The following is a 25,831-nucleotide window of genomic DNA, read 5'->3' on the forward strand; positions in this document are numbered from 1 at the left end:
TTTATCCTCCTATTAAAAAGTATAGTGATTTAAGAAATAAAGAACTTTTTGTAATTCAACATTTCCACCTGCCGTTGGTCGCCAATCAAATTGCACGACATCTGCTTTATTATCAATAATTGATTTAGTAAAGCTTTGTAAACCTACATTGATAATTTTAGGGTCTTCTGTTAATAATTCTGCTAATTTAGCTGATGTTTCGGGTAATTTTTCTAAATCACTCACTTGTTTTGGTTTCACATCTTTTTCTAATAAATCTAGAGTAGCGCCAACTTGATTTAATGCTGTGCGAATCGCTTGTACGTTATTTTCACAAACTGTGACACCAATTTCTTCTAGAATACGTTTTTGTTCATCCATTCCTTGAGGATCTTCATCAGTTCCAACAAGAACACTTACAAAATTAACTTGTCTATTTTGTTTTTCTAATTCTTTTTGTGCTTCAACAATTGCTGGTTTCAAAGCACTTGCCATATCGTCATGTGCTCCATAACCTAGAACTACATCGAACACAACAACGCCTGTATCAGCATCTTCTACTACTGATTTAATTTTATTGATTCTGATTTCTGGGTCAATCATTGGATGCGGTTTACCTTTTGTATACATGTCGTCACCTAAGTCAATAACTTCATGTAAATCAGTTTTTAAAGTAAATCCTTCAGGTGAAGAACCGTGTTCAATACCCAAAGCATCTTCTAATAAGAAAGCTGCTTCATAAGCTAGTGTTCCACCAGAATAAAATCCTTTAATACCTTTTCCAGTAGGTTTATTTTCTAAGGTAATAATAGGAGAAGGTGTGTACACAACCTCTTCTTTAGCTAATAGTTTAGCACTTAATTGTGCTGTTTCTTCTAAAGTATAGGCATGATAAAGATTTTCTTCATGAAATGTTGGTTTTGTTCCTAAAAATAAAGTGACAACTGGTTTATCTACTTTTCTTAAAACGTTTAATACTTTTTCTTCCACTTCTTTAGCAGGTGGTTTGGAAATAACCACAATAACTTCAGTATCTGGATTATCATTTAAAGCAACGATGCTATCTAACATTGAAATCGCACCAACTTCAGTAGATAAATCACGTCCACCCGTACCAATTGCGTTTGTTACGCCTTGACCGTAACGGTGAATAAGTGTTGTCACCTCTTGAATACCAGTTCCTGAAGCTCCAATAACACCAATTTTTCCTTTACGAATATTATTAGTAAAAGCTAGAGGAATACTGTGAATAACGCCAGTTCCACAATCTGGTCCCATAACTAATAATCCTTTATCATGAGCTTTTTCTTTTAGGCGTCTTTCATCTTCAATCGCCACGTTATCACTAAATACAAATGCATGTAAGTCGTTATCTAGGGCTTGTTCTATTTCAAGAGCAGCATATTCTCCAGGAACAGAGATTAGTGCTACAGATACATCTGGTGCTTTCTTCATGGCTTTTGCCCAAGAATTAATTATTTCTTCTACCTCTCCACTACTATCTTGTGTGCTACTTAACTCTTCGTCGATGATTGATAATACTTTTTCTTTATCATCTTCACTTGAAACTTCAAGCATGATTACCATGTCATTAGAAGAAGCGTCTGATAATTCTGGTGTATCAAACCCACTTGCCCTAAAAATATCAATATTTGATGGTGTTCCCATCATAATTGATACACGTAATACTTCATCTAATTGATTTAATTTACTTGTTAATAACATTAATACTACTGAATCTTGATAGCTATTTTTCTTGATAATTGTTTGTAGCATTATCTTCCCTCCATTAAATTATTTCTCTGCAAATGCATCAGAGTTATCATATTGATTGTTATGAACAACTTCACTTTGTAAATAGTTATAAATCCCTGTTGGAATCGGAATACCAGTTTCTTCATGTTTGTTATGACGAATTTCTGACAATTCTCCAGGATAATACACTTGATCAAATCCAGGTGCAGGACTATTCTCATGTAACTCATCAATCATTTTTGATAAATTCGCTTTAAATTTGTCTAAATCTGTAAAATAACTAGGGTTAATTAAAATAAATAATTGACCAAGATTTCGACCAGCTGTCAAATCAGCATACATCGAGCTAACATGTTGACCAAATGGTAATCCTAATAACGATCCTGATAAAATATCAACCATCATCATTAATCCGTAACCTTTTGGACCAGAAATTGGTAACAATCCTCTTACTTTATGTGGATCTGTTGTAGGAGCCCCAGTTTCATCTACTGCCCATGTCGGTGGAATTTCATTGTCTTTACTTCGTGCATCTAAAATTTTACCCCATGCTTGAACGGTCGTCGCCATATCAAAAATAATTGGACGTTCACCGTTAGTTGGTGCACTAAATGCAATTGGATTTGTTCCAAAATATGGTTTAGTTCCACCAAATGGTACTGACATAGGATCTGACTGACAAACAGCAAGCGCAACCAAATCTTGTTGTGCGGCTATATCAACATAGTAAGATAACATACCACTATGTCCCATCTGTGATACACCGACTACAGCAACACCGTTTTCTTTTGCCATATCAATCGCATAATCTAACGCTTTTCTTGCTGCCACATGTCCAATCGCATTATCAGCGTGAAATACACCAGTACTAGGTCCTGTTTTTTCAAAAGAAAAGTTTGGTGTTATTGTTGTTCCACCTTTGGCAATTCGTTCTGAATAATATTCAACACGAACGGCTCCATGTGAATGAACACCTCTTGAATCTGCATAAGTCAAATGTTTTGCAACTTCTTGAGCGTGTTCAGGTAATAAACCTGCACGCTCAAATTTCACTTGCATTAAATCTTGGAGGTCTTTTGCTTTTAAATAAACTAATTCTTCACTCATTAATTGTTATCCTCCCTTTTTAAATATCTACATCACGATTACAATCTTTAGAATATAAATAGCTAAGTGGTGCATTACGACCAACTGAATAACATGCTTGTAAGTTATAAGCACCCATAAAGATATAGTCGCCTTCTTTTACTGGAATCCAGTAGTTATCCAAGTTGTACATACCCTCTCCACTTAAAAGAAGTGCACCATGTTCTTGATAATGTGTTTCGATATAGCCATGAGATCCACCTGTTGCAAAGCTTAAGATATGAAAGTTCATGTCAAAATCTAAATCTGATGGTAATAATGTTTTAAAATCAACATCCGTCATATCTTCATAATCGACACCCTCAACATCATTTGAATTACCCACATAAGTATAAGCTTTAAGACCTTCTACAAATTGATAACGTTTTTTATACAGGAATGTTTCAGTTGGTTTTTGGCTTTTATTTTCAAATGTTAATGTTTTATCTTCTGGTACATAAATATATCCACCAGTTGTTAAATCGTATGTTTTTTCTCCGTCACTAACCGTTAATTCACCATCTAAAACATATAAAAATATTTCAATTCCTTTTTCACCAAATCCTGCTTTATTACCTCCACCAGGTAGCACACGACATAGATAGTCAACAAATTCTGCTCCAAGTTTTGGTGTGGCTAAGATCGTCATTTCACAGTCATCAAAGTTTGGTAACATATTTTTAACTAATCCTTGTGGTGGAAGCAACGCAAAGTTTCCTCTTTCCACAACTGCTCTTGAATGCAATAAATCTGTTGGATACCCCAACTCATTTGTACGATAACCCATAATCAATAACCTCTTTCACAATTTTTATTCTTGATATGCCAATTTATATAATGAAGCAATTAATGCTTTTACTCCCTCAGTTAAATCTTCTAATTTAGTTGATTCATCAGGATTATGGCTCACGCCATTAATACTCGGAACAAATAACATAGCTGTTGGAACATGTTGAGCAAAAATTTGTGAATCATGTCCTGCCCCACTATGCATTGTTGTATAGTTTAGATTAGCCTCAGCACACGCTTCCTGTAACAGTGATACGATTTCTTTTGACATAGGAACTGGTTCTTCATCCATCCAATTATCAATTTCAATCTCAACATCACACTCTTTGGCAATTTCTTTAAACCTTTTCACTAAATTAGAGGTGAATTTATCTAAAGCTCCACCATCAGTATGACGACAATCCATTGTAAAGAATGCTTCACCTGGGACAACGTTTACAGTATTCGGTTTAACCGCAACATGTCCAAATGTTAAAACAAGTGGATCGCCTTCTTTTTTAGCATCATCAATGCCTTCACTAATCATTTTACTCATTGCATAAACAGTATCTTTTCGGTAACCCATTGGTGTTGTTCCAGCATGATTCGCTTGACCTTTTAACGTGATGTCATAACGCTTTTGTCCAACAATACTATCAACTACTGCTACTTGTTTACCCGTATTTTCAAGAACATTTCCTTGTTCGATATGAATCTCAACAAAGGCATGAATATCATCGCGAACGGGTTGTTTTTTCTCTGGAAAATCAAATCCCGCGTCTTCCATCGCTTGAGCAAAAACAATGCCCTCTGAATCAACCGAATCTTTTACTTCTTCTGGATCAACTAACCCAAAAATGTTTTTACTTCCCCAAAAAGCAAATGGGAAGCGACTACCTTCTTCTTCAGCCATTGCGATTACTTCTAAGCTTCTTAATGGCTGACCGTATTTTTCTTTCAAGTGTTTTATTGCGATAAATGATGCGATAATACCAAATTGTCCATCTAGGGCTCCTCCATTAACTACTGTGTCAACATGAGATCCTGTCAGAACCACTTCATTTGGATATTTACTTCCAACTAGTTTTCCAGATAAATTTCCAACTACATCAAAAGATGTTTCTAAACCTTCTTGTTCAAATTTTTCTTTTAAACCATGTTGGGCAGCTACCCAGTGATTGTCATAAAGTAAACGTGTTGTTCCTTGTTTGTCGTCAAGTCCGATAGATGACAACCATGTAATCTCTTGATCTATTTCTTGTTGCAAATCTGTCATTATTTTTCATCCTTTCTTATTATTGCTACTTTTTCGATTGACTATATAAAAGAAAACAGTACCTATTATTAATATGACAATAGATAAATAAAAGGCAGTGATTTTCGAACCTGTTGTATCTGATATGACACCAGTAAGGGAAGGAGCTATTACAGATGAGCTCATTCCAAGAAAATTAAAAACACCCAGTGTTGTTGCTAAACCTTTTACAGAAACATTTTCCCCTAGCCAAGAAATAATAATTGGTTCAACCGCCACTTTCCCAAAAAAACCATATAGTATTAAACCAATTAGTAATACTATTTTATTTCCTGTCATAACTGTTAAACATAGTGTGATAGCAGCCATAATTTCTAAAAAAACCACTAAATCTATTTTACGATTACTATATTTATCTGCCAATCGACTAAAAATCAACGCTCCTGGTACAGACGATATGAAAATTAATGATGTAGCAAGTCCAATTGTTGCTCCTGTAAACCCTCGTTCTGTTTCTAAAAAATTAGGTAACCAAGTATTTACAAGATAATAAGCATAACATGTTGAAAAATAAACAGTATACGCTCCTAGCATTTTAGGTGCCATTAACTTTTTAAACGTCATTTTATTTTCTAATGGCACAACGGTATCATCTATTCTTTTTTGTTTGACGTCTCGATTTAAGAACAAAAGAAATAGTATGATCATCGCTAAAATAGTACCTAAAGAAACATACTCAATTATTTGCCAATCCATTCCTTTTTGCGAGATAAAGTAGCTTGATGCAATCATCCCAATACCACTACCAATCGCCGTTCCGCAATTCACAATTGCTGTAGCAATACTTCGGTATTGATAAGGAACATATTCATTGGTTAAAGAGAACGCCACTCCATAGAATGTCCCGCTACCAACACCTGCTAAAACGTTTCCCAAATACATGATATTTAATGAATTTGACGTAGCTAAAAGTAATGTTCCTATCGCGAATAATATAAATCCTGGAATCAAAACCGTTTTCTTACCGAACTTATCAACCAATAAGCCTGAAGGTATTTGCATTAACACGTAACCTAAAAAATAGAAACTTGAAATAGCTCCTATTTGTGCATCACTTGCATTGTCAAAGAAAATACTCAATTGAGGATAGATTGGTGTTAAAGCCGTTCGATTAATCCAAACCACTATCCATCCTAAAGTTGAGATTAATATAACTTGTTTCCAATATGGTTGAAGAATTGTTCTTGATGAATTGTTTGTACGCATCGTCACTCAAAAACCTCCTTCTAATCTTTATTACGATATATTCTTATCTTATTACACTATTTGACCATTTACATTGGTTACTCTTAACCAAATGATAATTCCCGTTTGTCCAAAACTAACGAAGAAAATAGAATCTATTACTAGACTCTATTTTCTAAAAAACTATTTCTTGATAAATACTCCAATTGCCTCATCATTCACACCATTTTTTTGTGAATAAATTGTATGACCTCTTAAAATAGTTGTGTCGACTTGTGCTCCAATTGTTCTTCCAATATATGGGCTGATTTTATTTCTATACTCCAAATCTTCTGCTTTTAATGTGTATGGTGCATTAGGTTTAATTAGAACAAAGTCTGCATCTTTACCAATTGCAATTTCACCTTTTTCATCCAAACCAAAACGTTTAGCTGGATTAGTTGCAATGATATTAGCGAATGTTGTTAATGGTAAATCACGTTTTTGGACACCTTCATCAAATAATACATCCACATTGTTTTGTACGCCTGAAATTCCTCCCCAAGCTTCAAATGCGTTTTCTTTATCTTTTAAATCTGGTGTACATGGTGAGTGGTCTGATGTAACAAATGATAATCCTCCATTTGCTACATATTCCCATAAACCATCTTGAGCTTTTTTATCACGGATTGGTGGTGAACATTTTACAACAGGACCAATCGCGTCTAATTCATCTGTTGTGAAGTATAGATAATGTGTACATGTTTCACACGTTACATCCACACCGTCAGCTTGTGCTTTAACAACTTCTTCTACACCTTCTGGACAAGCAATATGACAAATATGAATACGACAACCTGTTTCTTTAGCAAATAAAATCGCACGACGAATTGGTTCAACTTCAGTAAATACAGGACGAGTTGCAACGTAAGCTGCTAATGTTGTTTCTCCGTTTTTGTATGCAATATCTCCTAATTTATCAGTGATCGCTGCATTTTCAGCATGGATAGCTAATACTTTACCAGTCTTAGCAACTTGCTTCATTCCTTCATATAATGAGTAATCATCAACATTCATGAAGTCACCATCAATTGTTCTATCTCCACATGTTGCCATGAAACATTTGTAAGCTGCTACACCACCCTCATCTAATTCTTGAATTCCTCCTTCAAGATTGTAAGGAACTAATCCACCAAATGAGCCTACGTCTGATAATAGTTTTCCTTTACCTGCATCATATTTTATTTGTAATGACTCTTTGTCAACAGTTGCTGGAACTTGGTTTAACGGCATTTCCATGAATGATGTTACACCACCTTTAGCACATGCTTTAGTTCCTGTTACATAACCTTCCCATAAATCGCGGTAACCACCACCTGGATCAGTGATATGGACATGTGCATCCACCATTCCTGGACTAACAATTAAACCAGTTGCATCAATTTCTTCTTTAGCTTCACCCAACCGAGATCCAATAGCTACAATTTTACCATCCTTTACTGCTACATCGGTTTTCACTTCTCCACTAGTTAAAATAACCAAACCATTTTTAATTAATAAATCAAAAGTCATTTTTAATTCCTCCTATTTTTTTAGTTTTAATAATAAATATATAGCAAATGACAATCCACATCCTATTATGAATGATAGACTTGAAACCATTTTCAATGATGAAATAAATTCACCACTGATTGAAACAACTAAAGCTATAATAGTCGCAATATACGCTGCTTTATTGACACCATAATACGCATTATTACTTTTATTATTTTCTTCATCCATATACAAATCATCTAAATTAATTTTTTGTTTTGCAACAAAATAATATTGAGCTAACATGACTCCAACAACTGGTCCAATAACCGCACCAATCATGTTTAAAAACGTATAAATACTTTCTTGGTTTTCCATTAATTTCCAAGGCATAATCACATAACTAATCACTCCTGCGATTAACACACCTTTTTTGTAATTGATTTTTTTCGGAAACAGAGCGGACAATTGATAAGCTGCTGGTACAATATTACCTGTTGCATTTGTTGAAATAGTCGTCATCAACAACACGATAATACATAAAATCACTGCTGGTAAATTCCCCCAATTATTTACAATGTTTAAAACATTCCATTCTTCAACACCGTAATAAATTGAGCCTCCTATTAAAATTGACACACTTGATACAGCAAAAATAACATAGCCAATGAATAAACCTAATCCTTGACCAAATACTTGGTCTTTCATTGATTTAGTATTTTGAGTAAAATCTGCAACACTTGAACTTGGTGCTGCCCAAACTGCAACAACTGAATTAATTATCATTAGATAAACAAGTATTGGAGAATACGTTGTAACACCTTCTAAATTAGGTCTATAGGCTAAAATATTGCCAAATCCACCGGCTGCATTTATTGCCCAAACTGTCATGCCGATAAACACAATATAGATAAGAGGATTTAGTATAGCTGTAAATTTATTTAAGACTTTCCCTCCACCTAAACCAATTAATACATTTATCCCCCAAAATATAGTAAAAGCAATTAATCCTGGCAAACCAATACCAAAGAAGTTAAAATTTCCTCCAAGAGTTAAAAAACCAGGCCAAAACTTACCTATAAGAATTAATAATGCCAATGATGCTGTATAATTTTGTAATCCAAACCAAGCAATTGCTGCTACAATCCCTCTTAAAGATCCGGGAAGTTTAGCCCCTAGAGTCCCATAAGTAGATCGTAAATGCATTGAAAATGGGATACCGTATTTTGCTCCGGCTTTTCCATTTAAAATCATTAGTCCAGCAACGACTAAACTACTTAACACTAATGCAAACATAATATTAGCAGGCGATAAGCCTAAAAATAAAAAACCGCCAACTGCTGCATAATTAGGAATATTATGAACCGATCCCATCCAAAGTGTAAAATAGTTTTTCCAACTCATTGAACGTTGATCCTCTGTCTTAGGTAACAAGTCTTCGTTGTATCCTCTTTGTGAAATCTTTTCGACTTCACCGGTTGAAACGTCAATCCCTTTTTCAAGTAACGCGATACCCTTCTTTCCCGTTTCCATAACGTCCTCCTTGATAAATTTATTTATACTCAAATAATACACAAAAGAAAAAACGTTTTCATTGTGTGGTCTTACATATCTGTGGCTATATTTGTGCAATCTGACTATTTATAGGGCATTTATTTCACAAACTTTTATAGGTATTTTTATGAAAAAATACTATAAATAACCACACAAAAATAAATCGTTTGTTTTTTTGAACTTATATTTCTTAATATTTTGTATGAAATCACCTCATATTGTCATTTTCTTATTACTTTTACGCAACTAAATTATAACATAATGTACCTTTTTTAAAAACATATACATAAAATAAAAAGTGCCTAATTATGATAGTTCTTTTAGAACTTATAATTAAACACTTTTAAAATGTTAAATTTCAGTCATATAATGTTTTAAACTTTCTTTGTTCAGTTTTGCATTTAAACCAACAAGTAATCTTAGACGAGCTTTAGGTCCAGTAATCCCTCTAACAAACATCACGCCCATACGTTTAAGTTCAACACCACCACCAACATAACTATAAATATCTTCTGCAATTCCGTTAGAACAGCGGGATACAAGAGCAACCGGAACACCCTTTTCTAGTAATTTTTCTAAACTAGGTAAAACTTCTGGAGGTAAATTCCCAGCACCAAGTGCCTCAATGATGACCCCATCAATCTCTGTCTCTGATAATAAATGGAACAAAGTCCCATCCATCCCAGCATAGGCTTTGACAATCGGTATGGTTCCCTCAACTGTTCTAATTGAATATGCTTCTTCTTCTTTAACATCTTTTAAGAATATTGGTTTGTTCTTAGATAATATTCCAATCGGTCCAAAAGTCGGTGCTCGAAAAGTATCAACACTTGTTGTATGAGTCTTTGTAACAAATCTTGCCTCGTGAATTTCATCATTCATTACAACCAACACGCCTTTATCACGAGCAGATTCATGTGAAGCTGTAATTATTGCTTGACGAAAATTGTACAATCCATCTGATCCAATTTCATTACTACTTCTCATCGCACCTGTTAAAACCATTGCTAAATGATTTTTTAAAGTTAATTCAAGAAAATAAGCTGTTTCTTCTAGTGTATCAGTCCCATGAGTTATCACTACTCCAACAAAATCTTGTGACTCAGCTTGCTCTATGCGTTCTTTTAAAATCAACATCTCTTTAGGTGTGATATGTGGTGAAGGGAGATTAAATATTTCTTCTGTTACCAATTCAATGTTCTTTGGTAAAGGTAAAAATTTATCTCCTAATGGATGCTTATCAGATAGACCAACCCCACCACTATCCCCTTGGGTCATAGATATCGTACCACCTGTGTGTAAAACAAGAACTCTTTTCATCATGTCACCTCATCTATTTTCTAGACTCATTATAAAGCAGTTTTTACAGTTAAAAGCTTAGACGAATAAATTCTCATTATTAACTCATGAATTTCTCAATCTTGTTATGTTTAAAACGAATCAATACAAAAACTAAAGTATAGATTATGGTAAAGCAAAGAAATGGAAATTTTAAATCTATCGAATGAAACAATGAATTCAATAGACTCATGATAACTGGAGCTGATAAAACACCTAAATTACAGCCAATAAAAATAACAGAAGTTGATTGATTAATATCCATGTCCTTTGCTATTTGTTCAATATGATTAAAAATGTATGGTAAAACCCAAGCGACAGGGACACTAGATATAAACAAACCAATCAATAACAATGTAAACGATATATCTGATAAATAAACCAATAAGTTAAACAATATATTAATTCCTAATGCCAAATAAATTATATTAAATGAAAAGCGACGAATAACTTTTTCAAAAAGAAATCCAGCAATAATTCCTAAAATCGGCATGATAGAAAGGTATAAACTTGTATTAACTTGCTCTCCTTTAATTTCTATAGCTAATGATGGAAATCTTACTGCTACTGCAATTGAATTCATCACTAAACTTGACGCAAATAATGCTGTAAGAAGAAGTGGAACTGTCAGCTTGAATGCATCCTTTTCTTTTTTTGTCTGTGACGCAATGTCCGGAACAAATCGGTAAAATAAAACAGCGATAGGTAAACTTAAAAAATAAATTAAATATGCATTTGTCCAATTACTTGTGATAAGAATTCCTGCAATAAAGGTTAGAATCATTTGACCTAGCCCTTCAACAGCATTTCTAATGCCTAAAAGCTCTGATCGTTTTCTACCATTATATAAACCATTTATAAAACTGACAGATAATGCATTGTACATCCCAAAACCAGCACCTAATAATAATCTACCTAAAAATATTAATGCATAACTATTTGGTGTGAATTTTGGTAATACACCACCTGTACAAACTAATAATAAGCCAACAACGACTGTTTTTTTCATGCCAATTTTTTTTGAGATACTGGAAGACAGTAAAATAAATATAATAACTGTGATACTTGGTATTGTACTGAGTAGCTCTGCTTTTACTTGACTTAATTCTAACGATTTTTTGATAAAAGGGAGAGTCCCATTTATTGATACACCACTTGTTAAAATAAACGAAATAGATAGAATCGAAATACTCGTTAATGGATTCATTTCAATCTTTTTTCTCACATACTTCACTCCTTAATAATCAACACCTTATCATACCATTTTTCTTTGTTTTCAGATAGACTTTATCTAGTGACTAATAACTCTTTAAAAGTTTGATAAAATTATGATATTTTGTTAAATCATCTTTTTTTAATGTTATTTTTTGTTATACTAATTAGTATGTATCAAAATGTAATTGCAATAGAGGGGACAACTCCATGAGGAAAAAACTACAATTTATTGATTTTAAAATTTTAATTCCATATATGATTCTTAACATTATTGGCATTATGATGATTTTTAGTGCTAGTTCTTATAAATTAAACCAACAAGGAAAAAGTATTTTTTCCATTGCAACAAAGCAAGGTATCTTTTTTATTATTTCACTTATCCTTATAGCCATTATTTATAAAACCAAATTACGAGTCTATCAAACCGATGTCTTTCAAAAAATTATGTTAGCTATCACCTACATTTTATTGGTTGCTACAAGTATTTTAGGCCTGGGACAAACCATTAGTGGAGCACAGCGATGGATTTCAATTGGAAGTTTTAGTTTTCAACCGTCTGAATTTGTCATGATTTCCACCATTTTATATTGTTCATTTATTTTTTCAAAACGACAAAAGTCAATTAATCAAAATTTTTTTAAGTCAGTCTTGGTGCCAACAGCCATTATCGGTGGCATGATTCTGCTAGTTTTTATCCAACCAAACGTTGGTGGAGCTGCAATTATCTTCTTCCTGTTTTCCATATTAATATTAGCAAGTGGAATTCCTTGGGGATATACTTTCTTAAGTTTTGGTGGCCTAGTTGTTTTCATTGGACTTGTTTGGCAAATCGTCATGTTTAATGGCGGGATGTTAATTCCTGAGCGTTTTTCTCACGTCTACAAACGATTTTCTGTCATGAGTAATCCTTTTGAAGATAAGTTAAATAATGGATTTCAGCTAGTCAATTCATACTTTGCTATCTACAATGGCGGTTGGTTTGGTAAAGGCTTAGGAAAAAGTATTCAGAAAAAAGGATTTTTACCAGTAGCTGAAACTGACTTTATCTTTTCTATTACTATGGAAGAACTTGGGTTAATTGCTAGTATCATTATCCTGATGATTTTATTTTATTTAATTCTCAGAATTTTATCTATTGGAATTAAATCAACCAATGCGTTTAACTCTCTAGCGTGTATTGGGATTAGTACGGCTATCTTGCTTCAACTATTTGTCAATTTAGGCGGTATTTTAAGTATCATGCCAATGACTGGTGTACCGTTTCCATTTATGAGTTACGGTGGTTCAAACCTAATGACCCTATCCATACTTGTCGGTATTGCATTAAATATCAGTGCTGAAGAAAAAAGAAAAGCTTTATACCAAGAACATCATAATAATTATCAATTACTCGATCAACAAAGACTGACTAACGAGATGTAGTTCTCACTAGTCAGTTTTTTATTTATCTATAATAAGCTGGTAGGATAAATTGCTCTTCTAATTCAAATCTTTCTGCTATATCTAATAACAGACCATCATTTCCTTTAGCTGACATTAACTGAACACCAATTGGTAACCCATTATCTGCTATATATACAGGTAAATTAATCGCTGGTTGACCAGTCAGATTAGCAAGTTGAGTATATGGTGTTATTTGCAAGCTTTTATCAAACATATCATATACTAAGTTAGCTAATTCATGCTTATCTAATTCGTTTGCTGCGTACATACTTTTACGAATAGTACCACTTTGTAAATCATCAGTTATTTTGGGTGCTGTAGTTGTAGCACTAGGCGATAAAAACACGTCATATTCAGTAAACAATTCTTCCATTATTTTAGTCGAATCATCCCATGGATAAAAACTTTGCACATAATCTGAAGCGGATAATTTCTGACCATATTGATACAATGTCCAAGTCATTAATTCCATATCATTCATCGTTAGATTACGTTTTAAATTATTTTCAATTGATGACATCATTGCAGCAGTTTCCCCACCATTCATCGTGTAATAACTTCTAATCAACTGCTCACCATTGATTGGGTAGTTTATTTCTGTAACAGTATGGCCTTCTTTTTCAAAAAAACGAATAGCTTTTTTTACTGCTTTTTTAGCCTCATCTGATACTTGATTTCCTACTGGTGAATCAAAACAAACAGCAATTTTTAAATGTTTTGTATCATGACCGTTTTCTTGTGGGAATAAAAAAGGAGACACTTGCTGTCTAGGTTTCAAGATAGACAACAGACTTCTTGCATCTCTTACAGATACACCTAGTACAAAATTAACAGAAGCCCCTTGCCATGCACGCCATTCGTTTGGGCCGGTTGTGATAACCCCACGACTTGGTTTTAATCCTAATAAACCGGAAAAACTTGCAGGAATTCGAATAGACCCTCCACCATCACTTGCTCCAGCAATTGGAACAATACCAGATGCGACAGCTGATGCTGCTCCTCCACTGCTTCCCCCTGCATGATAATCCTTATTCCATGCGTTTTTTGTTACGCCATGACATTCTGGATCTGTTACATTTTTAAATCCAAACTCAGGGGCATTTGTAACACCAAATGGAATAAATCCAGCAGATTCTATTTGACTGACATAGTTATCCGTTAAATGCGATCGATTATTCAAAAATAATTTTGAACCTGATGTGTTTAACCAGTCTTTTTTTTGCTGCCCGATATTTTTTAAAGGAAATGGAACGCCATAGAACGCTCCATTATAATCTGTTCTTGTAAGATTATCCTTTATTCTATCTAAATCAAGATCTACAAAACAATTCAACTCGTTGTTTTCTAACGCCTTTTTATACGTTTCATTCAGTAATTCATCTACTGAAACTCGTTTTTCTTTTACTTCATTTGCCCAATAAGTAGCATCCTTCATTCTGTTCACCTCATTCATTTATATAAGTACAGTTTATCGATTTGAATTATTTCTTACTACAAATAAACGTTATTAAGTTATGAATAGTTTCAAACACCCTATTTTCATTTCGTATAAAAACAATTTTGTTTAAATAAAAAAAGAAGGCTCTTAGTGTTGCATACCCTAAAAGTTAGACTTTTTAATCTATCTTTTTGGGTGCACTACACGACCTTCTTTTATTTTTTCTTTTTCTTTTTGTTCTTGTTTTTCATTTTTTTCTTGTTCTTTTTCATCATTTTGTTCATGGCCATTTTACCAAGCTTGCCTTTGACTCCGCCACCCATCATATTCTCAAGTCCAGCTGGCATATTACCTTTAGTCATTTGTTGCATCATTTTACGTGATTCATTAAATTGTTTAATCATTCTATTTACTTCAACAACTGAGTTACCAGAACCTGCCGCTATACGTCTTCTACGACTTGGGTTTAATAAATCTGGATTTTCTCTTTCTTCAGGAGTCATTGAGTATACAATGGCTTTTTTACGAGCCACATCTTTTGGATCAACTTGTAATTGATCAAGACCTGGTACATTGTTCATTCCAGGAATCATTTTAATCAAATCTTCTAATGGTCCCATGCCCATCACTTGGTCTAATTGCTCGATAAAATCATTAAAATCAAAGTTATTTTCACGCATTTTTTGCGCTAGTTCTTCTGCTTTTTCTTCATCATATTCTTTTTGAGCTTTTTCAATTAGAGTAAGCATATCCCCCATACCAAGAATACGACTAGACATTCTATCTGGATGGAATACTTCGATATCTGTTAATTTTTCACCAGTACCTATAAATTTAATTGGTTTTCCTGTAATAGCTCGAATTGAGAGTGCCGCACCACCACGAGTATCCCCATCAAGTTTTGTTAACACAACCCCTGTAACATCTAGCTGCTCGTCAAAACTTTGAGCAACTGTTACGGCATCTTGACCAGTCATCGCATCAACTGTTAGCAAGATGTCGTTTGGTTGAGCAAAATCTTTTATACGTTTCAACTCATCCATTAAAGTTTCATCAATATGCAAACGACCTGCCGTATCAATAAATACATAGTCGTTTTTATTCTCTTTTGCTTGTTCTAAACCTTGGCGAACAATCTCCACTGGGTCAACGTCAGTTCCCATTTCAAAAACAGGAATATCAAGTTGTTGACCAATTACTTTTAATTGATCAACGGCGGCTGGACGATACACGTCAGCTGCAATTAGTAAAGGTCTGGCTTTTTCATTTTGTTTCAGAAAGTTTGAAATTTTACCTGTAAAAGTTGTTTTACCAGCACCTTGTAACCCAACCATCATAACAATTGTTGGAATTTTTGGTGATTTATTTAAACCAACTGCTTCAGAACCTAACACTTTCGTTAATTCTTCATCAACTACTTTTACGATTTGTTGCGTTGGATTAAGAGACTCTAGAATTTCAACTCCGACAGCTCGTTCACCAACACTTTTAACAAATCCACGAACGACTTGTAAGTTAACGTCGGCTTCAAGTAGCGCAAGACGTATCTCGCGCATCATATCTTTAACGTCTTCTTCTTTTACCGTCCCTTTTTTCTTTAATTTGCTCATCGCTACTTGTAAGCGATCTGTTAAACTCTCAAAAGCCATATTTAAAACTCCTACTCTTCTTCTATTTCTTGAATATTATCTAATAATGCTTTAATTTTCTCTGTTTCGGGATAAGACTCTTTAAGTAATGATTTAATTTCATCAATCATCTCTTGTCTAACCACATAATTTGAATATAAATGTAATTTTTTCTCATATGTTTCTAGCAATTTTTCAGTACGTTTTATATTGTCATAGACAGCTTGCCTACTTACATCATATTCTTCCGCAATTTCCCCTAGAGAAAAATCATCAGCATAATATAATTCAATATAATTCATTTGTTTTTCAGTTAAAAGAGTTGAATAAAACTCAAATAAAGCATTCATTCGATTTGTTTTTTCGATTTCCATATCGCCCCTCCTCCAACTGATTCATATCATACAATCACTTTCACATTATACCATATTTAATTAAAGATATTTAGAGGAAAAAAACATAAAAAAACCCTATCCGTAAATAACATTATTTATTTTACAGATAAGGCTATCCCATTGGTTACTTATTTAAGTCGTTTCAACTAAAGTATTCGCAAATTCATTAATTTTTCGAATACGATGATTGATACCAGATTTAGTGATTGGACCAGAAGGAATCATCTCTCCCAGTTCTTTCAAACTAATTTCAGGATTTTCAAGTCTTACTTCAGCCACTTCACGTAATTTTTCTGGTAATTGCTCTAAACCAACTGTATCTTTAATAAGTTTTATGTTTTCGATTTGGCGTTTTGCCGCATCTGCTGTTTTGTTCATATTGGCATTTTCGCAATTCATCAAGCGATTCACTGAGTTGCGTAGATCACGAACAATACGGACATCTTCAAATTTAAGCATGGCATTAGTCGCACCAACTAAGACTAAGAAATCAGCAATTTCTTCTGCCCCTTTTAAATAAGTAATAAACCCAGTACGTCTTTCAACGACACGGCCATTCAAGCCGTAAAACTTTAGCATTTCACACAAATCAAGACATTGTTCTTCATACATCGAATAAATTTCTAAGTGATAGCGACTTGTCTCAGGATTATTAACAGAACCACCAGCTAAAAATGCACCACGAAGATAAGATCGCATTTTTTGTTCATTGCCCATAATATTATCTGAAACATGTGTGTTAAACATCACACCATCCATGATTTCTAAATCATTTAATATTTCTTTTGTCCCTTGTTTCAATCGAACAATATACACATTATTCTTTTTCAGTTTCATTTTACGACGTACTAATAATTCACTATTTACTTCATAGTGATCTTTTAATAATGTATAAATACGTCTAGCTATTGCCGCATTTTCAGTCTGTACATTTAACACAAATTGTCGGTTGGCTAATGTCACCGAACCATTCATTCGAATTAAAGCTGCCAATTCCGCTTTTGCATGTTCTTTATGAACTTCTAGTGTTGTCAGTTCTTTTTTAACATCCGATGCAAAAGACATGTTGACCACCCCATTCTTCTAATATTTAGCTCCAAAAACCAAACGAAACAGCTCATCTACAACTTTTGCTCGGTCATGGAAAACGCCGCCGTCTTTTAATTCTAAAAAGTCAGCAGAAATCACGCGACATCCTTCATCACGCAATCCTTTAAAATCATGTTTTACCTGTAATAAATACTCATCATATACATCAGGATCAATATAATCTTCAGGTATTGGTTCTGTATTAACTAACACAGTATCAATAAATTGTTTTCCTAAATGATTATGTAATACTTTTACATGTTCCGCATCAGAAAAATGCTCTGTTTCTCCTTTTTGCGTCATAATGTTGCAAATATAAACGACTTCAGCTTCAGACTTACATACAGCTTCGCCAAGTTCTTTAATCATTAAGTTAGGTAAAATACTCGTAAATAAACTACCCGGTCCAAGAACAATCATATCTGCTTCACGAATACTTGAAATAACTTTTCTAGCAGGTTTTACTGGTTTACCATCTGCTGTATTGGTTACGTACACGTAATCTATTTTCTTTCTTTCTTTTGCAATAACACTCTCACCTGTAGCATTACTGCCATCTGAAAATTTAGCATGAAGCGTCATTGACTGCTCACTTGCTGGATAAATATGTCCGTCAACATGCATAAATTTACTTAATAACTGAATTGCTTCATATGTACTATTTTTCATCTCAGACATCGCAGCGATAATTAGATTTCCTATCGTATGATTCGCTAAAAAATTATCTTCTTCTTTAAATCGATACTGAAAAATATCTTCATACATTTGTGGCATATCAGATAGAGCTACAAGAACATTTCTCAAATCGCCAGGAGGACTCATATTAATGCTTTGACGTAGAAGCCCACTACTTCCACCATCATCTGCTACGGTCACAATTGCTGTAATATCAGCACTTTGATCTCTCAAACCATGTAATATGACTGGTAAGCCCGTTCCCCCACCAATCACAACAATTTTAGGTTTTCTTATGCGATACGTTTTCATGAACGATTGATTGATTCCTTACGTTTCATCATATCTCTGTGGGTAATATTAGTCTTATAGTTTTCCGAAATTTTGCTTCCTAATCGCTCGGTTAAGGCAACTGAACGATGTTGACCTCCTGTACAACCAATCGCTATCGTCAAACTCATTTTTCCTTCTTTAATGTATCCTGGTAATATATCTAAAATTAAATCTTCGTATTTTTTATAGAAAGATTCTGTCATCTCTGAACTCATGACATAATCATACACTGGCTTATCTTTTCCAGTTAACGGTCTTAGCTCCTCAACATAATGTGGGTTTGGTAAAAATCTAACATCCATGACAATGTCAGCATCAATAGGCAAACCATATTTAAAACCAAAAGAGACCATTTCTACTCTAAAGGTATCAGAATCATGATTTTTAAAGTTTTGCATGATTTGTTCTCTTAACTCTCTTGGTGCTAGTTCAGTTGTATCTATGACAAGTTGTGCTTCCCCTTTTAACTCTTCTAAAAGGGCACGCTCTTTTTTGATTCCATCTGTTACTAAACCATCCATTGCAAGAGGATGGGCTCTTCTTGTTTCTTTATATCGTGATACTAACTCTTGGTCTGACGCATCCAAAAACATCACGGTCGTATCAACTAATTTTGTATTCTCTATTTCAACTAGCATGCTTTGAATTTCTTCAAAAAACGCTCGAGATCTTAAATCAATAACTAATGCAATTTTAGTGATTTTACCTGACTCTTTAATCAATTCCCAAAACTTTGGAATTAACGTTGGTGGTAAGTTGTCGATACAAAAGTAACCCATATCTTCAAAACTTTGTACCGCTACAGTTTTACCTGCACCACTCATTCCAGTAATGACTACTAATTGTAAACTATCAGTCTGGTGATCAGTCATATACATCACTCCTTCTATATTCTCTATTCTACATTATAGCATACCTGGTGTATCATTCGTGAATAAAATGTACAAAAAAGAGAATAAGGAACACATTCCTTATTCTCACAATTTTACTATTACACTTTTAAAAAGCGTCTCATTGACATAACCGATCCAATTGACCCTATCACTACACCAACAACTATTAATAAAGTATTTAATTGCCAAATTAAGTTACCTGGCGCAATTAAGTCATAGGAAGCATTAGCAATCATACTTTTCGTAAAGATGACATAAACTCTTGGGTAAGCGAATGTTACTAATAGAACTGGGATAACGGAACCTAAAATACCAATAAATGCTCCTTCTAAAAAGAATGGCCCTCTTATATAACTATTCTTAGCTCCAACTAAACGCATAATTTGAATCTCACGTTTTCTTGAAATAATGGTAATTCGAATGGTATTAGAAATTAAGAAGACTGCTACACCTAGTAAGAAAACAGCTGCAATTGTTCCCCAAAGTCTAATGTCTTTAGATAATTTAAATAACTTATCGGAATTTCGACCACCGTAATCCGCTTTTGATACACTAGGTAATGCTGCTGCCGCTTTTTGAATAGATGGGATATCCTCAGCATCTTTTGCAGTTAAAATATACACATCATATAGCGGATTTTCATCTTCTCCAAACAATTTCCACGTATCACCTAATTTATCAACTAACTTTTTATATTCATCTTGCTTGCTCGAAAATGTTACTTTAGACACACCCTTGATATCTTTTAATTTATTACTTAATTCCTTCACTTCATTATCAGGAGTTCCAATATCAACAAAAACTGATACATCGACATTATCTTTGATATCATCGGCAATTTTCGCCACATTTAATATGACACCCAAAAATATTCCTACAAGTGTTAACGTTACGGTTACAGCACTAACTGATGCTATTGTCATCCAGCCATTTCTTTTTAAATTTTTTAACGCACTGCCTAAATGTCTAAAAAAATTACTAATCATCGTAGCCATAATCCCCCTCATCTTGGTCTCTTGTAATACGTCCATTTTCTATAGCCAACACGCGATGACGGATTTCATTTACGATAGTGCTATTGTGCGTAGCCATGACGACCGTAGTCCCTTGATTATTGATTCTTTCTAATAATTCCATAATTTCCCAAGAATTTTCTGGGTCAAGGTTCCCTGTTGGTTCATCAGCAATTAATACTTTAGGTGTATTAACGATGGCCCTAGCAATCGCCACACGTTGTTGTTCCCCACCTGATAATTCATCTGGGAACACACGTACTTTATGCTTTAACCCAACTAAGTCTAGTACTTCTAAAACACGGCGTTTTACTTCACGCGGTTTTTTACCGATTACTTGCATAGCATAGGCAACATTTTCATAGACTGTTTTTTGTGGTAATAATTTATAATCTTGAAACACGATACCTATTTCGCGACGTAAGTAAGGTACATTTCGATTTTTTATTGTTAATAAATCATAGCCACACACATTAAGTGTCCCTTTTGTCGCGACTTCTTCTCGGTACATCAATTTAATAAAAGTTGATTTACCTGCCCCGCTTGGACCAACGACATATACAAACTCACCTTGATTGATAGTGATAGATAAGTTACGAATGGCTGTTGTCCCATTGGAGTATTTTTTTGTTACTTTTTTCATTTCTATCATAGATTTATCTCTCCAACCTGTTATTTTAAACGACATAATCTTATTCTCATACAGTATAACATGTCTTCTTTGGAATTTGATTACAAATATATATCAATTACTTGTTAACTGTCAAATAAAGTATTACAACTTCCAACGTAGGTAAGCATCAATAAATCCATCTATATCACCATCCATTATTGGTTGCGTATTTCCAACTTCATAATTTGTTCGATGATCTTTTACCATAGAGTATGGATGAAACACATATGAACGTATTTGCGATCCCCAGCCGATTTCTAGTTGCTCGCCCTTTATTGCCGCAGCTTCTTGTTCCTGTTTTTCTATTTCTAATTGGTATAATTTTGCTTTTAACATGCTCATTGCTTGTTCTCTATTTTTTAATTGGGAACGTTGAGCCTGACTAGAAACCACAAATCCAGTTGGAATATGTGTAATACGAACGGCTGAATCAGTCTTGTTTATGTGCTGGCCACCTGCTCCACTTGCTCTAAATGTATCAACTTTAATATCATCCGGTTTCACTTCAATATTGATATCATTCGCTAATTCTGGCATCACATCTACTGAACAAAATGACGTATGTCGTCTGGAGTTTGAATCAAATGGCGAGATACGCACCAAACGATGTACCCCTTTTTCTGATTTTAAATAGCCATAAGCATTGTATCCTTTAATCAATAACGTAACACTTTTAATACCAGCTTCATCACCAGCTTGATAATCAAGTGTTTCTACTTGAAAACCTTTTGATTCAGACCACCTAGTATACATTCTAAGAAGCATACTACCCCAGTCTTGTGATTCAGTGCCACCTGCTCCTGGATGTAGCTCTAATACAGCATTATTCTGATCGTACTCACCATTTAATAATTGAGATAACTCGTAGTCTTCAACAATTTGAATCGTTTGATTTAATTTTTCTTCTAATTCTTTTTGCATCTCACTATCATTTTCATCTTCAACCATTTCAAGTAAAAGTTCTAATTCTTCATAGGCTTCTTCTGTATTTTTAAAAGTATCATATTGTGATTTTAACTGATTGACTTTATCTATAACAACTTGAGCTGATTCGTTATCATCCCAAAAACCAGGAGTCGCCATCTCATATTCACCTTCAGCAATTTGTTCCTCAAGTGATTCTAAGTCAAAGAGACCCCCTAAAATTAGTAATTTTTGTCTCTATTTTACTTAATTCATTTTTTATATCGCTTATTTCCATAAAATAATCTCCTTATTTTGTAAACAATTGAAGCGACTCAGTTAAACTAAGTCGCTCCTTGATTTATTATGATGGTTTACCATGGCAATTTTTATACTTCTTGCCACTACCACATGGACATAAATCATTGCGTCCAATTTTTTCGTCAACACGAATCGGTTGTTTCTTCTCATCGTTAGATACTTGACCTTGTTCAGCAGTTGGTTTTACCGCTTCACCTTGAGCAACTTGTTCACGTTGAACATTTTGTCTAATTTCTGATTTCATGAACAAACGTGTTACTTCATACTCGATAGACCCAACCATATTGTTGAACATGTCATATCCTTCTGTTTGGTAATCAACCAATGGATTATTTTGACCGTATGCACGTAAGCCAATTGATTCTCTCAATTGATCCATTGCATCTATATGGTCAGTCCATTTTGTATCAACTACTCTTAGAATAACAACTTTTTGGAATTCTATCAGTTGTTCTTCACTGCTTAAGATTTCAGCTTTTTCTTCGTAAATAGCTTTGGCTTTATCATAGATAAATGCTTTCATCTCTTCAGGTGTTTTATTTTCAAAGTCAGCAAAACTAATCGCATCTTCATGAGTGATTGTTGAACCAACAAAATCAACTAGACCTTCAAGATTCCAATTTTTTTTCTCTCCTTGAGTGTGACCATCAACATAACGACCAATTGTTCTCTCAACCATTCCTAATAATACTGGTTCTAAGTCAACATCTGACATGATTACTTCACGACGTTGTTTATAGATAACTTCACGTTGTTCACGCATAACATCATCGTATTGTAAGACGTTTTTACGTGTATCGTAGTTATTCCCTTCAACACGTTTTTGCGCTGATTCTACTTGTTTTGATAACATTTTACTTTGAATAACGGCATCTTCGTCTTCTAATTTCATGCGATCCAAGAATACTTTAATTCTTTCAGAACCAAAACGTTTCATTAAATCATCTTCTAATGATAAATAGAACTGAGACATACCCGGATCTCCTTGACGACCCGCACGTCCACGTAACTGGTTATCAATACGACGAGATTCATGACGTTCTGTACCAATAACAGCAAGTCCTCCTGCTTCACGAACCCCTGCTCCTAAACGAATATCCGTACCACGTCCAGCCATGTTTGTCGCGATTGTTACTGCGCCTTTTTGACCAGCATTCATAATGATTTCCGCTTCTTTAAAGTGGTTTTTCGCGTTTAAGACTTGATGAGGTACTTTTTCTTTTGTTAATAAATCAGATAATAATTCTGATGTTTCAACCGCTACAGTACCGACTAAGACTGGTTGACCATTTTCATGACGCTCTTTAATATCTTTTACTACAGCTTGGAATTTGCTTGATAAAGTTGGATATAATAAATCCGCTCTATCATCACGAATAATTGGTTTGTTTGTCGGAATCTGAATAACTTGCATGTTATAGATTTCTCTAAACTCTTCTTCCTCTGTTTTCGCCGTACCAGTCATTCCTGATAACTTTTTATACATACGGAAGTAGTTTTGGAATGTAATATTCGCCATTGTTTTTGTTTCATCTTCAATTTCAACGCCTTCTTTAGCTTCAATTGCTTGATGAAGACCATCCGAATAACGACGACCATCCATGATACGACCTGTGAATTGATCAACAATCAGTACTTTTCCTTCTTGTACCACATAATCAATATCTCGTAACATAATGTAGTTTGCACGAAGTGATTGATCAATATAATGAGTTAATGATGTGTTTTCAATATCGTATAAGTTACTTACATCAAAGTTTTTTTCTGCTTTAGTAATCCCTTGCTCAGTTAGACTAATTGTTTTAGATTGAACATCAATTTTATAGTCTTCTTCTTCAACTAATGTTTTAATGAAGTTATCAACTCTTGTATAATAAGCCGTTGATTTTTCTGCTTGTCCAGAAATAATCAATGGTGTTCTTGCCTCATCAATTAAGATTGAATCGACCTCATCCACTACTGCAAAGTTTAATGGCCGTTGAACCATTTGTTCTTTATAGACAACCATGTTATCTCTTAAATAGTCGAATCCTAATTCATTGTTTGTTGAGTAAGTGATGTCACAGGCGTAGGCCACACGTTTTTCGTCAGAAGATTTTGAATTAATATTTAAACCAACTGTTAATCCAAGGAAATTATATAATTCACCCATTTCACTCGCATCACGTGTTGATAAGTACTCATTTACAGTTACAACATGCACCCCTTCACCAGATAATGCATTTAAATATACAGGCATAGTGGCAGTCAATGTTTTACCTTCACCAGTTTTCATCTCTGGAATACCGCCTTCGTGTAAGACAATCCCCCCCATCATCTGTACTTTATATGGAAATAGTCCCAATACACGTTTTGCTGCTTCTCTTACTACGGCAAAAGCTTCAAAAAGTAAATCATCTAGTGTTTCGCCTTTAGCATAACGTGCTTTAAATTCCTCAGTTTTTTGTTTTAATTCTTCATCTGATAACTCTGACATTTGTGGTGCTAGTTTATCAATTTTATCAGCCATATGACCTAAGCGTTTTAAATCTTTTTTATCATTTTCAATTAATTGCTTTAAAAAATTAGCCATGAATTCTTTCCTACCCTCTCATCCTTATTCTCCTAGAAGTACTGACATCTTACATAATAAGGTCATCTTATACATTCTATCATTTGTTTATGAAAAATAAAACTCTTTAAAAAAAAAAAGGGACGATTAAGAGATATTTTTTTTAAATTTATCATTCTCAAACAAAATAACCATTATAAGGGCAAAATAGTAGCACTTAAACGGTCATTTTAATAACATTTTTAATACTGTTTCAATAATTTCGTAACATAGTTGTGATGCATATCTTCTGCTATTCGTTGTAAATTATCTTTTAATGTTTTACAAACTCCATTTGTTAACAGTTCAGAAACGATTTGTTTATAGACTTTTGAACCATATTTTAGCGCGGCTGCTTCTATTAAAGCTATGTATCCTTAGTCATTCTAATGATTGATCTCCATTTTTCCATATTTAAGCAATAGTTTAACATTTTCAAGATGGCCTTTTTCAGCCACTGAAATAATCACATTGCCACCAAAACGGTTATAAACTATCTAATTAGACGTTGCGTGTTGCAAGATATAAGATTTCTGCTTTACCTTTTGCTACAGTATATAACTTATTTGTTAACATCCACTCCAGCATTTATCGATACTTTTGCTATATCGACTTAATTATTATGTGTTGCAATAAATAACGGGGTTTACCTTTTGTCATACACGACACCTCTCTTTTCACTTACTAAAAG

At 33.9% G+C, this 25,831-nt stretch carries 20 protein-coding genes; 1 reads left to right on the forward strand and 19 read right to left on the reverse strand.

Going from position 1 to position 25,831, the window contains the following annotated elements:
- Window positions 1–12: 12 nt before the first annotated feature.
- The 9 genes from fdrA to DW196_RS02060 all read right to left on the reverse strand — a co-directional run bounded on the left by fdrA (window position 13) and on the right by DW196_RS02060 (window position 11,756).
- Entirely contained in the window at window positions 13–1,755 is a 1,743-nt protein-coding gene (gene fdrA, locus DW196_RS02020) for an acyl-CoA synthetase FdrA (protein WP_118249751.1), read from the reverse strand.
- 18 nt (window positions 1,756–1,773) lie between these two features.
- Entirely contained in the window at window positions 1,774–2,841 is a 1,068-nt protein-coding gene (gene allD / locus DW196_RS02025; protein ID WP_118249752.1) for an ureidoglycolate dehydrogenase, read from the reverse strand.
- Between the two features lie 19 nt (window positions 2,842–2,860).
- Window positions 2,861–3,646: a (S)-ureidoglycine aminohydrolase gene (allE, locus tag DW196_RS02030; RefSeq protein ID WP_118249753.1), complete on the reverse strand. Its 786-nt coding sequence runs from the start codon at window positions 3,644–3,646 to the stop codon at window positions 2,861–2,863.
- Window positions 3,647–3,670: 24 nt separating this feature from the next.
- Complete coding sequence (allC, locus tag DW196_RS02035; protein ID WP_118249754.1) at window positions 3,671–4,903, reverse strand: allantoate deiminase; 1,233 nt, start codon at window positions 4,901–4,903, stop codon at window positions 3,671–3,673.
- 6 nt (window positions 4,904–4,909) lie between these two features.
- A complete protein-coding gene (locus DW196_RS02040; protein WP_118250202.1) occupies window positions 4,910–6,148 on the reverse strand; it encodes an MFS transporter in 1,239 nt (412 codons plus the stop codon).
- 162 nt (window positions 6,149–6,310) lie between these two features.
- Entirely contained in the window at window positions 6,311–7,678 is a 1,368-nt protein-coding gene (allB, locus tag DW196_RS02045) for an allantoinase AllB (protein WP_118249755.1), read from the reverse strand.
- Window positions 7,679–7,690: 12 nt separating this feature from the next.
- Complete coding sequence (locus tag DW196_RS02050; RefSeq protein WP_118249756.1) at window positions 7,691–9,172, reverse strand: putative allantoin permease; 1,482 nt, start codon at window positions 9,170–9,172, stop codon at window positions 7,691–7,693.
- A 372-nt stretch (window positions 9,173–9,544) separates the two neighbouring features.
- Window positions 9,545–10,513 carry an asparaginase gene (locus DW196_RS02055; RefSeq protein WP_071457100.1) on the reverse strand — a complete coding sequence of 323 codons (969 nt, stop codon included), beginning with the start codon at window positions 10,511–10,513 and terminating at the stop codon, window positions 9,545–9,547.
- 79 nt (window positions 10,514–10,592) lie between these two features.
- Window positions 10,593–11,756: an MFS transporter gene (locus tag DW196_RS02060; RefSeq protein WP_084657198.1), complete on the reverse strand. Its 1,164-nt coding sequence runs from the start codon at window positions 11,754–11,756 to the stop codon at window positions 10,593–10,595.
- A 197-nt stretch (window positions 11,757–11,953) separates the two neighbouring features.
- Between DW196_RS02060 and DW196_RS02065 the strand changes: the two genes are divergently transcribed.
- Window positions 11,954–13,168 (forward strand): FtsW/RodA/SpoVE family cell cycle protein, encoded by a 1,215-nt coding sequence (locus tag DW196_RS02065; protein WP_071457101.1) that lies wholly within the window; start codon window positions 11,954–11,956, stop codon window positions 13,166–13,168.
- Window positions 13,169–13,190: 22 nt separating this feature from the next.
- Here DW196_RS02065 and DW196_RS02070 read toward each other — a convergent pair whose 3' ends face one another.
- From DW196_RS02070 to secA, 10 genes are all read right to left on the reverse strand, one after another.
- Complete coding sequence (locus tag DW196_RS02070; protein WP_118249757.1) at window positions 13,191–14,624, reverse strand: amidase family protein; 1,434 nt, start codon at window positions 14,622–14,624, stop codon at window positions 13,191–13,193.
- Window positions 14,625–14,842: 218 nt separating this feature from the next.
- Complete coding sequence (ffh, locus tag DW196_RS02075) at window positions 14,843–16,276, reverse strand: signal recognition particle protein (protein ID WP_118249758.1); 1,434 nt, start codon at window positions 16,274–16,276, stop codon at window positions 14,843–14,845.
- An 11-nt stretch (window positions 16,277–16,287) separates the two neighbouring features.
- Entirely contained in the window at window positions 16,288–16,629 is a 342-nt protein-coding gene (locus tag DW196_RS02080; protein ID WP_071457104.1) for a putative DNA-binding protein, read from the reverse strand.
- Window positions 16,630–16,782: 153 nt separating this feature from the next.
- The gene (gene whiA / locus DW196_RS02085; RefSeq protein ID WP_071457105.1) at window positions 16,783–17,715 is read right to left on the reverse strand and encodes a DNA-binding protein WhiA; all 933 of its coding nucleotides are present in this window, start codon (window positions 17,713–17,715) and stop codon (window positions 16,783–16,785) included.
- 18 nt (window positions 17,716–17,733) lie between these two features.
- Window positions 17,734–18,726 (reverse strand): YvcK family protein, encoded by a 993-nt coding sequence (gene yvcK / locus DW196_RS02090; RefSeq protein WP_071457106.1) that lies wholly within the window; start codon window positions 18,724–18,726, stop codon window positions 17,734–17,736.
- On the reverse strand, window positions 18,723–19,619 hold the full coding sequence (rapZ, locus tag DW196_RS02095) for an RNase adapter RapZ (protein WP_071457107.1): 897 nt from the start codon (window positions 19,617–19,619) through the stop codon (window positions 18,723–18,725). The genes yvcK and rapZ overlap by 4 nt, the downstream gene beginning before the upstream one ends.
- A 119-nt stretch (window positions 19,620–19,738) precedes the next feature.
- Window positions 19,739–20,626 (reverse strand): permease-like cell division protein FtsX, encoded by an 888-nt coding sequence (gene ftsX, locus DW196_RS02100; protein ID WP_118249759.1) that lies wholly within the window; start codon window positions 20,624–20,626, stop codon window positions 19,739–19,741.
- Window positions 20,619–21,305 (reverse strand): cell division ATP-binding protein FtsE, encoded by a 687-nt coding sequence (gene ftsE, locus DW196_RS02105; protein WP_071457108.1) that lies wholly within the window; start codon window positions 21,303–21,305, stop codon window positions 20,619–20,621. Before ftsE ends, ftsX begins: the two co-directional genes overlap by 8 nt.
- A gap of 123 nt (window positions 21,306–21,428) precedes the next feature.
- Window positions 21,429–22,527, reverse strand: a protein-coding gene (prfB, locus tag DW196_RS02110) for a peptide chain release factor 2 (RefSeq protein ID WP_118249760.1) whose coding sequence is annotated in 2 segments (ribosomal slippage) — window positions 21,429–22,454 and window positions 22,456–22,527 — 1,098 coding nt in all. Because the reading frame shifts where the segments join, the coding sequence is not laid out codon by codon here.
- Window positions 22,528–22,593: 66 nt separating this feature from the next.
- A complete protein-coding gene (gene secA / locus DW196_RS02115; RefSeq protein ID WP_118249761.1) occupies window positions 22,594–25,122 on the reverse strand; it encodes a preprotein translocase subunit SecA in 2,529 nt (842 codons plus the stop codon).
- Window positions 25,123–25,831 lie beyond the last annotated feature (709 nt).

It is taken from the genome of Vagococcus sp. AM17-17 (genome assembly GCF_003471765.1).
GTDB classification, from domain to species: domain Bacteria; phylum Bacillota; class Bacilli; order Lactobacillales; family Vagococcaceae; genus Vagococcus; species Vagococcus teuberi.

Excerpts from the sequence above, each read along its gene's own strand:
- rapZ (WP_071457107.1), bottom strand. The coding sequence starts at position 19,619 with ATGACTGATCACCAGACTGATAGTTTACAATTAGTAGTCATTACTGGA.
- yvcK (WP_071457106.1), bottom strand. The coding sequence starts at position 18,726 with ATGAAAACGTATCGCATAAGAAAACCTAAAATTGTTGTGATTGGTGGG.
- DW196_RS02055 (WP_071457100.1), bottom strand. The coding sequence starts at position 10,513 with ATGAAAAGAGTTCTTGTTTTACACACAGGTGGTACGATATCTATGACC.
- DW196_RS02080 (WP_071457104.1), bottom strand. The coding sequence starts at position 16,629 with ATGGAAATCGAAAAAACAAATCGAATGAATGCTTTATTTGAGTTTTAT.
- DW196_RS02065 (WP_071457101.1), top strand. The coding sequence starts at position 11,954 with ATGAGGAAAAAACTACAATTTATTGATTTTAAAATTTTAATTCCATAT.
- DW196_RS02040 (WP_118250202.1), bottom strand. The coding sequence starts at position 6,148 with ATGCGTACAAACAATTCATCAAGAACAATTCTTCAACCATATTGGAAA.
- ftsX (WP_118249759.1), bottom strand. The coding sequence starts at position 20,626 with ATGATTAGTAATTTTTTTAGACATTTAGGCAGTGCGTTAAAAAATTTA.
- DW196_RS02050 (WP_118249756.1), bottom strand. The coding sequence starts at position 9,172 with ATGGAAACGGGAAAGAAGGGTATCGCGTTACTTGAAAAAGGGATTGAC.
- allB (WP_118249755.1), bottom strand. The coding sequence starts at position 7,678 with ATGACTTTTGATTTATTAATTAAAAATGGTTTGGTTATTTTAACTAGT.
- allD (WP_118249752.1), bottom strand. The coding sequence starts at position 2,841 with ATGAGTGAAGAATTAGTTTATTTAAAAGCAAAAGACCTCCAAGATTTA.
- ffh (WP_118249758.1), bottom strand. The coding sequence starts at position 16,276 with ATGGCTTTTGAGAGTTTAACAGATCGCTTACAAGTAGCGATGAGCAAA.
- secA (WP_118249761.1), bottom strand. The coding sequence starts at position 25,122 with ATGGCTAATTTTTTAAAGCAATTAATTGAAAATGATAAAAAAGATTTA.
- whiA (WP_071457105.1), bottom strand. The coding sequence starts at position 17,715 with ATGTCTTTTGCATCGGATGTTAAAAAAGAACTGACAACACTAGAAGTT.
- DW196_RS02070 (WP_118249757.1), bottom strand. The coding sequence starts at position 14,624 with ATGAAGGATGCTACTTATTGGGCAAATGAAGTAAAAGAAAAACGAGTT.
- allC (WP_118249754.1), bottom strand. The coding sequence starts at position 4,903 with ATGACAGATTTGCAACAAGAAATAGATCAAGAGATTACATGGTTGTCA.
- ftsE (WP_071457108.1), bottom strand. The coding sequence starts at position 21,305 with ATGATAGAAATGAAAAAAGTAACAAAAAAATACTCCAATGGGACAACA.
- allE (WP_118249753.1), bottom strand. The coding sequence starts at position 3,646 with ATGGGTTATCGTACAAATGAGTTGGGGTATCCAACAGATTTATTGCAT.
- fdrA (WP_118249751.1), bottom strand. The coding sequence starts at position 1,755 with ATGCTACAAACAATTATCAAGAAAAATAGCTATCAAGATTCAGTAGTA.